General features: G+C 44.2%; 10 protein-coding genes. 5 read left to right on the top strand and 5 right to left on the bottom strand.

Features of this window, described 5'->3' with window-relative positions:
• Window positions 1-125: 125 nt before the first annotated feature.
• The 5 genes from ACOBWA_RS06020 to ACOBWA_RS06000 form a co-directional block, all read right to left on the bottom strand.
• Window positions 126-1,469: an ABC1 kinase family protein gene (locus tag ACOBWA_RS06020; RefSeq protein ID WP_420230496.1), complete on the bottom strand. Its 1,344-nt coding sequence runs from the start codon at window positions 1,467-1,469 to the stop codon at window positions 126-128.
• A 170-nt stretch (window positions 1,470-1,639) separates the two neighbouring features.
• Complete coding sequence (locus tag ACOBWA_RS06015) at window positions 1,640-2,443, bottom strand: HesA/MoeB/ThiF family protein (protein ID WP_413775345.1); 804 nt, start codon at window positions 2,441-2,443, stop codon at window positions 1,640-1,642.
• Between the two features lie 47 nt (window positions 2,444-2,490).
• The gene (gene prmC, locus ACOBWA_RS06010) at window positions 2,491-3,363 is read right to left on the bottom strand and encodes a peptide chain release factor N(5)-glutamine methyltransferase (RefSeq protein WP_420230495.1); all 873 of its coding nucleotides are present in this window, start codon (window positions 3,361-3,363) and stop codon (window positions 2,491-2,493) included.
• Window positions 3,364-3,453: 90 nt separating this feature from the next.
• Window positions 3,454-4,158: an MFS transporter gene (locus tag ACOBWA_RS06005; protein ID WP_420230494.1), complete on the bottom strand. Its 705-nt coding sequence runs from the start codon at window positions 4,156-4,158 to the stop codon at window positions 3,454-3,456.
• Complete coding sequence (locus ACOBWA_RS06000) at window positions 4,131-5,339, bottom strand: MFS transporter (RefSeq protein WP_420230493.1); 1,209 nt, start codon at window positions 5,337-5,339, stop codon at window positions 4,131-4,133. The genes ACOBWA_RS06005 and ACOBWA_RS06000 overlap by 28 nt, the downstream gene beginning before the upstream one ends.
• A gap of 597 nt (window positions 5,340-5,936) precedes the next feature.
• On the opposite strand from ACOBWA_RS06000, the gene ACOBWA_RS05995 reads away from it, so the two are divergent.
• The 5 genes from ACOBWA_RS05995 (at window position 5,937) to ACOBWA_RS05975 (ending at window position 13,649) form a co-directional block, all read left to right on the top strand.
• Entirely contained in the window at window positions 5,937-6,146 is a 210-nt protein-coding gene (locus ACOBWA_RS05995) for a hypothetical protein (protein WP_420230492.1), read from the top strand.
• A 48-nt stretch (window positions 6,147-6,194) separates the two neighbouring features.
• On the top strand, window positions 6,195-8,303 hold the full coding sequence (gene katG, locus ACOBWA_RS05990; protein ID WP_420230491.1) for a catalase/peroxidase HPI: 2,109 nt from the start codon (window positions 6,195-6,197) through the stop codon (window positions 8,301-8,303).
• A gap of 389 nt (window positions 8,304-8,692) precedes the next feature.
• A complete protein-coding gene (locus ACOBWA_RS05985; protein WP_057759664.1) occupies window positions 8,693-9,622 on the top strand; it encodes a LysR substrate-binding domain-containing protein in 930 nt (309 codons plus the stop codon).
• A 204-nt stretch (window positions 9,623-9,826) separates the two neighbouring features.
• The gene (locus tag ACOBWA_RS05980; RefSeq protein ID WP_420230490.1) at window positions 9,827-12,301 is read left to right on the top strand and encodes a glucose/quinate/shikimate family membrane-bound PQQ-dependent dehydrogenase; all 2,475 of its coding nucleotides are present in this window, start codon (window positions 9,827-9,829) and stop codon (window positions 12,299-12,301) included.
• Between the two features lie 367 nt (window positions 12,302-12,668).
• Window positions 12,669-13,649, top strand: a complete 981-nt coding sequence (locus ACOBWA_RS05975) for an LLM class flavin-dependent oxidoreductase (RefSeq protein WP_420230730.1) — start codon at window positions 12,669-12,671, stop codon at window positions 13,647-13,649.
• Window positions 13,650-13,659: the final 10 nt, after the last annotated feature.

The raw sequence follows: 13,659 nt of genomic DNA, 5'->3' as shown, positions 1-13,659 counted from the left end.
AGAGCCATTTTTGCGGCAATTAGCACACAATCCTTTGTGTTAGACAGTCAAAAGCAGTAATAAATAAACGCAGAAATAGAGAGGTTATTAGATATATTAGGCCAGCATAAAGTTATTAGCGAAAACTATGATACGTCTAACGTTGTCGTCTCTACTGTATCCTGCCCTAGCATTTGTACCCGCTGATCGCTAAACATATCCATATCTGGAGCTAGCGTACGCATAAACCGATCAAAATACAACATCTGTTTGGTCAATAGAGCAAAGTCGCGTGGGAAATGGATACCATGACGTTTGCCAACTTCGACAATCTCCAGCATCATTTTATTAAGCTCATCGGCTTGCTCTTTACTATTGAAAGGTACACCGCTCGTAAAGGTCTTATCTTCTGCCATGATGGTTGTCATCATACGCTGCAAATCATTCCCCAATGCAGCCACATCGACTTTATTGCCACCATGTGTCATTTCCATATCAATCATATGGCGAGCCATGGCTTGATAGTCGCTGTCTTGCATGGCTTGCATCATGCCCATGCACGCACGCCAGCTCTCAGCTTTGAGTTTACCGACAATACCAAAATCCAAAAATCCAATACGACCATCAGTCAATAGCATCAAATTACCAGCGTGTAAATCCGCATGGAAACTATTGCATAACATGAGACTGGCAAACCATGTATTTAAAGTGTCTGCCATGACTTGTGCAGGATCAGCACAGTATTGGCGCATGAGCGACTCATCGACCATAGAGACGCCATATAGACGGCTCATCGTCAGTACACGCTTGGTGGTCAGATCCTCATAGACGGTTGGTGCAACGACACGAGTATTGCCTGATACCGCTAAGAACTGCTGAAAATCGCGGATGTTCTGTGCTTCGGCGATAAAGTCAGTCTCGGCAAGCATACGCAGGCGAATCTCATCAATAATCGGTGCAATACTCGCAAATTTCATCGATGGCATCAATATTTCAAGTAGCTTAGTTACGCCATGTAATACACCCAAATCGGTCTGCATGATGGTCTCGACGCCAGGCTTTTGTACCTTTAGCACTACTTCATCACCATTGTGCAACCGTGCTGCATGCACTTGAGCGATAGAAGCTGATGCCAATGGCTCTGAGTCAATATGCGCAAACGTATCATCAAGGGTCATGTCATCAGTCGCCAGCTCTTCTTTTAGCACTTGCTCGATATAAGCATAAGACAATGGCGTGGTTTGATCCAAGCAACTCTGGAAAGCCTTGACATAATCACGTGGAAACAATGACGGTGTACTGGCGATAAATTGACCGATTTTGATATAAGTCGTGCCTAACTGCTCAAAAGTTTCTTTGAGTAGCATCGCGTCAGGTTTCTCACCTTTTGCCACTCTTAGCGCAGACAGACCTGCCACGCTCGCTGTTTGGCGAACACGATTAACGACATTAAAAGTATGTTTTAATAAATGCGGACGATGAATTTTCATAAAAAACAACTATGGTAATAAGAAGAATGTTTGAAGATAGGCAATACAATATAAAAATGCGTTAAAATCAGATTACTCAGTTATAGTAGGTTCAATATAATTTGGATACAAGGAAGGCGAGTGAAAGTACTACAAGTCGTAGAATAAGCAAGCCTGACACCGTATCCAATTTATAGTGAGTTGACTATAGGACTACTACAGACAGGACACTGCGGGTCTTTTCGATAGCCCATCAGCCGCTGCTGCATCTGACTACCATCCCATATGAGCAGCTTGTTTGTCAGCGGATTTTTGGTTAATCCTAGATATTGCAGTGCAGCATTGGCTTGTAGGTTACCCATAACAGCAGTGGTACTAGCCAGCACTCCTGAATTGGCACACGTACGTTCGTCAGCGGCTTCGTCGAGCACTACTGATCCAAACACGCAATGATAGCAACCAGTGTCGAGCTGAGGTTCGAACAGTGCTAACTGCCCTTGCATCGCAATCGCTGAGGCAGATAACAGGGGAATCTGGTAGCGTACACTAATACGATTGATGATGTCACGCGTGGCAAAATTATCCGTACAGTCTAAGAGTAAGTCAGGCTTGCCTGCTGCCATATCGAGCAATTCATAAGCGTTATCTTCATCTAATCGTGCGACTGTGCCGCGAGTCTTTATCAAAGGATTGATGCGCGCTAACATATGCGCTGCGGTCAGTGCTTTAGACTTACCAATATCTTCTGGCAAAAACAGCGTTTGCCGTTGTAAGTTACTCGCTTCAATCTCGTCATCATCAATCAGATGGACATGACCCACCCCAGCCCGTACCAGTGTCTCAGACGCAGGACAACCAAGGCCGCCTGCCCCTATTATGACCACACGTGCTGTCTTTAATCGCAGCTGAGCGTCCATATCCCAACCATCTAATAATACTTGCCGAGCATAACGGAGCAGCTCGTCATCTGATAGCTGTACCATCTCTTCTACCATATTCATCTACAACCTATAACCAAAGAAATCTACTATCAAAAAACCATCTACTGGACTTGCCCTAGCGTGACGCGATCATTACCACCGTAATCTTTTACGGTATGTACTGACTCAAAACCATTATCCAAAAACAACTTGCGAACAGCATCACCTTGATCATATCCATGCTCGATAGTTAATAGCCCACCTGTACGTAAATACTTTGTTGCTTGCTGGACGATATGCTCGATATCAGCCAAACCCTGATTGGGTGCACTGAGCGCACTGATCGGTTCAGCTGTTAGTCCTGCCAAATGCTCGTCTGTCTCGTCAATATAAGGAGGGTTAGAGACGATGATATCAAACTGCCGCTCATCGTTAGTAGGTAACGTTTGATACCAACTGCTTTGGACAAACTCAACATTGGCAACGCTATTGCTCACGGCGTTATGCTGAGCAACTTTAAGCGCCTCTGACGATAAATCAACTGCCACGACCTGCCAATTAGCTTGCTTGAGTTCATGAGCAAGACTAATAGCGATACAACCTGACCCTGTTCCCAAATCTAGCAATCGTTTGTTACAAAGTTGCGCTGAATGAGCGTTTATCCAGTTCAATACTTGCTCAACCAATACCTCGGTATCGGGTCTAGGAATCAAGGTATGCTCGTTTACCCTAAAGTTAAGCGACCAAAACTCCTGCTGCCCAGTCAGGTACGCAAGCGGTATGCCTTGCTGCATTTTTACCACGCCGTCATTGAACCGTGCGACCTCACTATCAGTTAGCTGATAATCTTCATCAGTCATCAACGCTATCGCAGGCTTATCAATGACACACAACAACCAATCCGTTAGCCAAAATGACGGTAGCCGATTATTTGACTCACCATTCGTCAGTTGTTGAATCTGCTGCTTGATTTGACGAATGGTTGATACGGTCATAGATAGCTCTTAAAAAACAGTGGATGGATAAAGGTAAAATGCTGCTGAGCCTACTCTGATGCGCGTGGTGGCTCTTTGGTATCGGTCAGGTTATGATTGGTTATGATTGGTTTTGCTCAGCTTGTCACCTATCCCGTTACCACCGCTGCCATCATTATTATCATCGCCATAAATATCATCGTTATCACCAATGACAATATGTCTATCAACAAAGTAAATCAGTGCCAAAATTGGAATACCAATAGCAAAGGTAAAGATAAAGAAAAACGGATAACCCATATTATCGACGATAGCACCAGAATAACCACCCATTACTTTTGGTATCAGGGTCATCAATGAGGAAAAAATCGCATACTGTACCGCGGTAAAGCGAATCGATGTCAGTGCTGATAAGAAAGCGATAAATACAGCGCTTGCAAGGCCCGCAGCCAAGTTATCAAATATCACTGCCATATACATGATTGGCAGGCTACCTGGGTTATATGTCAATACCACAAACAACAGGTTGGTCGCACACGCTAAAATCGCGCCTATCATCATGGCATGCATGATACGGAAACGCTGAGCCAAAATCCCGCCCAAGAAGCCACCTGCAATTGCCATAATCACACCGACCAGTTTTACGGCATTGGCGATATCTGTTTTGCTAAAGCCCATATCTTGATAAAAGACGTTGGAGATCACGCCTGCGACGATATCTGAGATACGGTATAGACCAATCAAGGCTAAGAGTAGCAGGGCTTTTTTGCCATAACGTCGGAAAAAATCTAAGACAGGCTCGATCCATGTTGCCATGGCCACTTCTTTTTCACCAGTCCTACTTGTACTAGTGCATAACCTGCTGCCATTGCCGCGCCTAGGCTTACTAACAAGTGCAAGGTTTCTACAAAGAAACTAGAAAACGCGCCTTCGAACTCTGGTAAGACTTGTCCCATCAATATATAAGCAGCGATAAAGGCAATCACTGAAAATACAAACAACGCTACCAGTCTGACGTAGTCTTCACGAGTTTCAGCGACCAACGGGGCTTTGTTAATGATTTTTGGTTGATTAATAATAAAGTAAAGTAATAACAATGGCGCGCACGCGACCAATGCTAAAAAGTAAAATTTAATCGCTGGCATTACCATTAGTGGTATCAAGGCCACTGTGCTATCAAATACTGTATTGATCAAAATATTAATCAGGTAAATAACACCAAACAGCAGACCTGGGATAAGCAGTAACGCCGAATAAATTAGGAATACTTTTAAGTTACCCTTCTGCTTTTTACTTTGCAGGGTCTCAGCGGTTGGCTCATAACTAGCAAACGTCGTTAATACCCCTAACGTCATGACTCCTGCCATGATGTAATAGGTATTGCGCCATGCTTCATAACTATAAAACGCCTCATTTGAGCCGAAATAATCAGCCAAATATAACGCGCCTGCCCCTGCGACAATCATACCGATACGGTAGCCTGACACATAGATAGAGGACAAGATAGACTGCATAGACGGCGGCGCAAGCTCAATACGGTACGCATCAATCACGATATCTTGCGTCGCAGAAGAGAACCCAAGCAGCACGGCCGCGCCTGCCATATAAACCAAGACATCTTCGCTAACAGGATTTACCCTTGCCATCAAAAAGATTGCCAGCACGATAAGCAGCTGTGATACCACCATCCAACTACGACGACGCCCTAGCCACTTGGTCAAAAACGGTACAGGGAGCGCATCAATCAATGGCGCCCAAATAAACTTGAACGAATACCCCAGTGCCGCCCAGCTGAACATAGTGACGACACTACGATCAATGCCTGCTTCTCTCAGCCATAGCGACAGACTTGAGAAAATCAGCAGAATAGGTATACCCGCTGAAAACCCCAAAAACAGCATAATAATGACACGAGGATCGAGATAAGCTTTTGTAGCCTCGCCCCATGACTTTTTGGCAATTGGTTGATTGGGCGGTACAGATTTGACAGCAGACATAATAACTCACCAACAATTCAGACAAAGAACACAACCGCGCACAATTTTTATCAATCTTTAGAATCAGTTATCGACAAAAGGATCGATAAAAATTGCTCTACGTTGCACCAATATTATGATTACAACAAAATCCAGTTATGGTACTTGAGAACCTTTATCTTGACTAGATGTTTTTGCATTAACTTAGCGATTGCAGGCCATGTACAATCGCTTATATTTCTTAATAGTAACGCAAAAAACCGCAGTGTTTTACCAAGGTTATCTTAGCTCTCTTTTTTATTGCTAATTTCTATTTTGAAGGATGTCTGACAATGACATTATTTATAGGTAATATAAAGGTAGTAGTAAAACTGACGCAGGCTTGATTGGTTAGGTGCACTCTATTGGTTTACTCTTAACTGGCGATGATAAGCAAGGGCGTTAATAATGATTGAGATAAACAAAACATCAAGTATTTTATGATTGGTAATTTAAAACTTATAATTCTTATATATTAGTTTTATAAATCCACTCAGCTTAGTTGTGCTTTGTACATAAACAACGAATACCGAGATTCACGGTTTGTTCTTTCGATTATCATAGCCTAGGAGTTATACCATGTCCAACTCAACCAATAACACCACCGACAAAAACACTGCCCCAGATGCTGCTCGTTGTCCTGTAGATCACGAAAGCAATAATAATGCGCCTACTAACACAACCTATGATCAGGGTGATGGTCAAGGCCCAACGATCCATAGCGAAAACGTCGATAACTCGCACGAGCCTCAGCGCCCAAGCATGGGTGGCTGCCCTGTTATGCATTAGGCACATACTACCACTGCTTCTGCTGCGACAGATTGGTGGCCAAACGCATTGAACTTAGACATATTGCATCAGCAAGACAAAAAGACTGACCCAATGGGTGAAGACTTTGATTATGCTGAAGCTTTTAAACAGCTAGATCTAGAAGCGGTCAAAACTGACTTAAAAAACCTAATGACTGAGTCGCAAGAATGGGGGCCAGCGGATTGGGGTCACTATGGCGGCTTGATGATTCGTATGGCTTGGCATTCAGCTGGTACGTATCGCGGTGCTGATGGTCGCGGCGGCTCTAATACTGGTAACCAACGCTTTGCACCATTGAACAGCTGGCCTGACAACGTCAACCTTGATAAAGCCCGTCGTCTATTGTGGCCAATTAAGAAAAAATACGGCAATAAATTGTCATGGGCCGATTTGATGATTTTGGCAGGTAACATGGCTTATGAATCTATGGGCTTCAAAACCCTAGGATTTGCCGGTGGTCGTGCTGATATCTGGCATCCAGAAAAAGACATCTATTGGGGTTCTGAGCGCGAATGGTTAGCCGCTACCAAAAACCGTTATGATAGTGACGAAGATCGCGCGTCACTAGAAAACCCACTAGCAGCAGTACAAATGGGCTTGATTTATGTCAACCCTGAAGGTGTCGATGGTAACCCTGACCCACTAAAAACTGCTCAAGATATGCGTACTACCTTTGCTCGTATGTCAATGAACGATGAAGAGACTGTCGCTCTAACCGCTGGTGGACACACCGTTGGTAAATGTCACGGTAATGGTGATGCGACGATACTAGAAGACGAGCCAGAAGCCGCTGACATTAAAGAGCAAGGTCTAGGCTGGCGCAATCCTAAAGGTCGTGGTAATGCAGGCGATACCGTTTCAAGTGGTATCGAAGGCGCATGGACCACCAATCCTACCCAGTGGGACCACGGTTATTTCGAGTTACTATTAAACCATGAATGGGCACTAACCAAAAGTCCAGCGGGCGCATGGCAGTGGGAACCAACTGACATCAAAGAAGAAGATCGTCCGTTAGATGCTCATGATCCAAGTGTCCGTCGTAACCCAATCATGACCGATGCAGATATGGCGTTGAGCAAAGACCCTATCTATCGTGAGATTTCAGAGAAGTTCCATAACAACCCAGAGTACTTTGATGAAGTATTCGCTAGAGCGTGGTTCAAACTGACTCACCGTGATTTGGGACCAAAATCTCGTTATTTAGGTGCCGATGTACCAAGCGAAGACTTTGTATGGCAAGACCCTATTCCTACAGGTAATGCAAACTTGACTGCTGATGATATTGCAACGCTAAAATCGCAAATATTAGACAGTGACCTTAGTCGTCGTGAGTTAATCATCACAGCATGGGACAGCGCTCGTACTTTCCGCGCTTCGGACTATCGCGGCGGTGCCAATGGTGCACGTATCCGTTTAGCCCCACAGAAAGACTGGGCAGGCAACGAGCCAGAACAGCTACAACGTGTACTTGAGACATTGACTAGCATTCAATCTGGCTTTGATAAAGAAGTTAGCCTAGCAGACCTTATTGTATTGGCCGGTAATGCCGCTATTGAACAAGCAGCAAACGATGCAGGCGTAGATATTACTGTACCGTTTAATCCAGGTCGCGGTGATGCTGACGCTGAAATGACTGACGCCGAATCTTTCGCTGATTTAGAGCCGCTACATGATGGCTATCGTAACTGGATTCAGGGCGACTACGCGGTATCACCAGAAGAGATGCTACTTGATCGCACGCAGTTAATGGGATTGACAGCACCTGAGATGGTCGTATTGCTTGGTGGTATGCGAGTGCTTGATACCAACCACGGTCAGAGCCAACATGGCGTCTTTACTGAACGTGCTGGCGTGCTTACCAATGACTTCTTTGTCAATTTAACAGACATGAACTACACATGGCATCCTGTAAAAGCAGCCGACAATACTGCTAATAGCTACGAAGTACGTGAGCGTGGTACAGGAAACGTCAAATGGCAAGCAAGCCGTGTAGACTTGGTATTTGGCTCTAACTCTATATTACGTGCTTATGCTGAGCTATACGCGCAAGATGATAACTTAGAGAAATTTGTTCGTGACTTTGTCCGCGCTTGGAACAAGGTTATGAATGCAGATCGCTTCGATATTGCTAAATAAACCAAGTTTGAAGTTGGTCAATACCCACTAATTAATAGTAATAAATAACTTTATAATCAATGAACAGCTATCTTTTAGAAGGTAGCTGTTTTTTTATGCTTAGTTTTTTATGCTTAGTTTTTTATGCTTAGTTTTTTATGCTTAATAATGACCGCTCTTTATGAGTTGTTAGGTCAAATGGCTTCACTGACTAGACAGCGTTTACGGAACGAATAATTTTTTAGCATTGCAAAATACAAATTCTATATTCATAATTATCATAAATTGATAGCTATTTATTATATACAAGAATAATAGCTTTGTTTTACACTACTTTATTACTGTATGTTCAGACATTTTTACTTTCATATACAGACGAGGTTTGTATATTTATACAATAGGATTAAGTTATGGCAATCGACGTAGTGGTCAACCAACGGCATTTGCAGATTCAGCTCAAACAGCTAGAAACAGTATGGCATACGGTGATTAACGGTTATAACTTAAGCCAAGCGGCGACCGTGCTACATACCAGTCAATCAAGCTTATCAAAGCATATTGCTGCACTAGAAAACCAGTTAAAGACGGAAGTGTTTGTGCGTCAAGGCAAACGCCTGACGGGACTGACCACTATGGGCACAGCGCTCATGCCGCATATCGAGTCTATCTTTGCTGAAATTCGTACCATTGAAAACCTAAGTTTAGACTTTAATAATCCTAATATCGGTACGTTGACGATTGCCACCACCCATACGCAAGCGCGTTATGTACTGCCGCAAGTGGTTAAAGAATTCAAAGATCGTTTCCCAAAAGTAAATTTGATTTTACAACAGGCAGATCCTGAGACCATCGCTCAGATGGTCATCCGTGGTCAAGCCGATATCGGTATTGCCACTGAGTCCTTGCTGCATAATAATTATCTTAGATGCTATCGTTACTATGACTGGACGCATCGCGTTATCGTACCAAGTGATCACGAACTGGCTAGTCAAGAGTCTATTGATCTGCCCACGCTTGCCAGCTATCCGATTGTGACTTATCACGGTGGTTTTACAGGACGCGGCGCGATTGACAAGACGTTCGACGAAGCAGGACTGGAGCCAGATATCGTATTAGCGGCGCTCGATGCCGATGTAATTAGCACCTATGTCGGTCTAGGCCTAGGTATTGGTATCATCGCAGAAATGGCATTTGAGCCAAGCCATTATCAAAACCTGACGGCCATCCCCGTCGATCATTTTGGTCGCTTTACCAGTTGGATGGCGGTACGCGATGATGCAGAAATCCGTCAGTATGGTCGCGCGTTCATGGAGCTATGCCAAAAGCAATTTGCAAATTAATGAGCATTTGTTAAATAAAGTATCTCAGACTTGCTCACCCTTACTAGACTGAGCTGTGGATGATAAAATAGATTCTAGAACGTTATTCAATGTTTCTTTTATATATTATTCACACTTGTATTGATATTTGGTCGAATGAAATTGATTAGCGACTAAATATCAATACATATTAACTTGCTCTTCTGTAAACAGGTGATACCGCTCATGGAAAAATTCGTAGCGATCATTATGGCAATTTTTGCCGCCCCTCTACTCATTGGCGGCGCTTATTTATTGTCCTTAGGCGGTAGTCCTTACTACCTCATTGCTGGCGTCATTATACTAACGACAGCTTTTTTATTGTTCAAAAAACACTGGAGTGCTTACGGGTTATATGCGCTATTTATCGTAGCGACCATGGCTTGGGCACTTTGGGAATCTGGGTTCTATTGGTGGGCGTTAGCACCTCGAGTTGGCTTCCCGCTTATATTTGGTTTGCTCATGCTACTGCCATGGATATCCAACAAAATGCGTGGGCCTAAAACTCAAATAGCCGCAAATAGCACACCAACCACAAACAATGTTAAGAAAAGTCCTCTGTACTATTGGGGACTGCTCGTAAGCGTAGTCGTAGGTGCACTGCTCTCTTTTGGTAGTCTAGCCAACAATGCCACCGACAAACTCGGTGAGCTTAACTTGATTGCTGCAAATGATGACGAGCAAAACGTCAGCTCAGATGAGGCGTCAGCCAACCTTGGTGACCCATTATCAAACGGTCAGCAAACGCCAGATGGCGAATGGAGCGCGTATGGTCGTACTGATTATGGTCAGCGCTACTCACCTCTAGATAAAATCAATACTGATAACGTCAAAGATTTAGAGCTAGCATGGCAAATCCAAACAGGTGATGTCAAAGGTCCTAACGATGTCGGTGAGACCACTTATCAGGCAACACCATTAAAGATTGGCAACGGTTTATACTTATGTACCCCTCACAACTGGGTACTAGCGCTAGATGCCGACTCTGGTGAGACACTGTGGAAGTTTGATCCTCAAGTAGAGGAAAACTTACAACGTCAGCACCAAACCTGTCGCGGCGTATCTTATTATGCTGGTCAAGCAACCAGTCCTGTGCAAGTACAAAAAATTGCTGGTAATACCTTTGAAAACGCATCTAAGCAATGTGATGCCAAGATATTTATCCCAACTTCTGATGCGAAACTATATGCACTCGATCCAAATACTGGGCAACGCTGCCAAGACTTTGGTGATGATGGTGCATTAGACTTGATGCATAACATGCCGTTCAATCAAGCAGGTTACTATTATTCTACGTCACCACCAGTCATCGCCGGTGATACCATTATCGTAGCTGGTGCTGTCAATGACAACTATGATGTCAACTCGCCTTCTGGTGTAATCCGTGCGTATGATGTCAATACCGGTGAGCTTCTTTGGAACTGGGACTCAGGTGATCCTGATAATACAGCGCCTTTTGATGTCAATGATCCAACTCAAACTTACAAGACCAGCTCACCAAATTCATGGTCAGTCGCTACTGCCGATGAAGAGCTTGGATTAGCGTACTTCCCTATGGGCAACCGCACACCGGATCAGCTAGGTAGCTACCGAAATGCTGCTGAAGAAAAATATGCAACGTCTGTTGTCGCTCTAGATATCGAAACTGGTGAAGCACGCTGGGTTCAGCAGTTTGTCCATCATGACCTTTGGGATATGGATACACCTGCTCAACCGACCTTACTTGATCTAGATACGGCCGACGGTGTACAGCCCGCGCTGGTTGTACCAACCAAACAAGGTGATGTATACGTCTTGAACCGCGCAACGGGTGAGCCTATTGTACCGATTAAAGAACGTCCTGCACCGCAAGGCTATCTCATAGCGGGAGAGCACGCAGCGCCAACTCAGCCTTATTCTGGCTTGAGCTTTGAGCCTGAACCACTGACTGAAAAAGACATGTGGGGTGCCAGTCTCGTCGATCAAATGATGTGCCGTATTGAGTTCAATCAGCTCAACTATGATGGTCGCTATACCCCGCCATCAACCAATGGTAGCTTGGTCTATCCTGGTAACTTTGGTACCTTTAATTGGGGCGGTATTGCAGTCGATCCTGAGAATGGCGTGATGTTTGGTATGCCGACTTACTTGGCATTTACCTCAAAACTCATTCCTAGAGACACGTTGGGCGATGCAGAAACCAATAAAGGCGAGCAAGGCGTCAATGCCAATGAAGGTGCAGATTATGCAGTAGAATTGGGGCCCTTCTTGTCACCATTAGGCGTACCTTGTCAGCAGCCACCATGGGGCACGATCGCTGGTGCTGACCTAGCCACAGGTGATATCGCTTATCAACGCAAAAATGGTACGGTACAAGACTTGTCTCCTATTCCTATCAAACTGGAACTGGGCGTACCTGGTATCGGTGGACCTATCATCACTAAAGGCGGCGTCGCATTCTTGTCAGCGGCGACAGAAAACAACTTCCGAGCTTATGACTTGAAAAATGGCGACGTGCTATGGAATGTCCGTATTCCAGCAGGTGGTCAAGCCACGCCAATGACTTACTTAAACTCTAAAGGTGAGCAAATGGTCGTATTGGTTGCAGGTGGTCATGGTTCAGTTGGAACAACCATCGGTGATTATGTCTTAGCTTACAAACTTAGCGACCAAGATAAATAATGTTGCATTTGGTTCTTAAGATAATGATTATTTAATTTATCATTATATTATAATCTTATAATTAGAGAAGCAGGTAACTTAGGTTGCCTGCTTTTTTTAATGCCATCTTTTTTTAATGCCATAGTATAATGCTGCTAAATCCTTTTATGACCTTACTTATGGTTTATTTATCGCTTATTTTGACAAACGACAACCTTTATAAATACACCTTAATAATTGTTAAGCGAGCTTAAAAACATAGTTAACTGACTTTGTTATGATTCATTAACAGTGACTAGCGGCACTTGAAACTACCACTGTCTATAAGCATATCAGTAGAAAATAATTTACACACTACTGGAACATTTATGAGTAACAAAATCCCTTTATCTTTTTAGATCTTGCGCCTGTACCTCAAGGCAAAACCATCGCTGAAGGCATCGCCCAAACGGTCGAAACCGCGCAGCAAGCAGAAAAGTCAGGCTTAAACCGCTACTGGATGGCAGAGCATCACAATATGCCGGGCATCGCCAGTGCAGCTACTTCAGTACTACTATCGCATATCGGTAGTCAAACCGACCGTATCCGTATTGGTGCGGGCGGCGTTATGCTACCGAACCATGCCCCTCTCGTGATTGCCGAGCAGTTTGGTACTTTGCAGGCATTATATGGCGACCGTGTAGACTTAGGTCTAGGCCGTGCGCCTGGTACTGATGGAGCGACGTTTCAGGCACTTCGTCGACAAATGAAAGACGCTGAACGCTTTCCACAAGATGTGCAAGAGCTGATGTATTTCTTAGGTAATGATACAGATGGTAGTCCTGTACAAGCATTTCCTGGCGCAAAATCAGGCATACCGATTTGGATATTAGGCTCTTCTCTATTTGGTGCGACCTTGGCTGCACATTTAGGACTACCCTATGTGTTTGCCTCTCACTTTGCTCCGCAAATGCTAGGGCAAGCAATTGAGGCTTACCGTGAACAGTTTAAACCGTCTGTCTATCTAGATAAGCCTTATGTGATGCTAGCTGCAAACTTATTGCTGGCTGATGATGATGCGACCGCCGAGTATCATTTTACTTCAGCACAGCAGAGTTTTGTACGTCTGCGTCGTGGCGAAACAGGTCAAATGCCTAAGCCTACCCACGATATGGACAGTATCTGGAGTCAAGCAGAGAAAATGATGGTAGACAATGCATTGTCAGTATCATTCATTGGCTCTGTCGACACGGTCAAACCAAGACTCGCTGCGTTTTTGGCAACCTATCAGCCAGATGAGCTGATTGTGACGGCCAATATATATGACCAAGCTGCCCGTATCCGTTCACTTGAACTTACACCGGAGCTAAACTTATTTACTTTACAATGAAATGAGACAC

The sequence above is a fragment of the Psychrobacter sp. ER1 genome, assembly GCF_048631835.1.
Taxonomy (GTDB): domain Bacteria; phylum Pseudomonadota; class Gammaproteobacteria; order Pseudomonadales; family Moraxellaceae; genus Psychrobacter.
The sequence above is the reverse complement of the archived record's forward strand: the minus strand, read 5'-3'. Positions and strand labels throughout refer to the sequence as shown.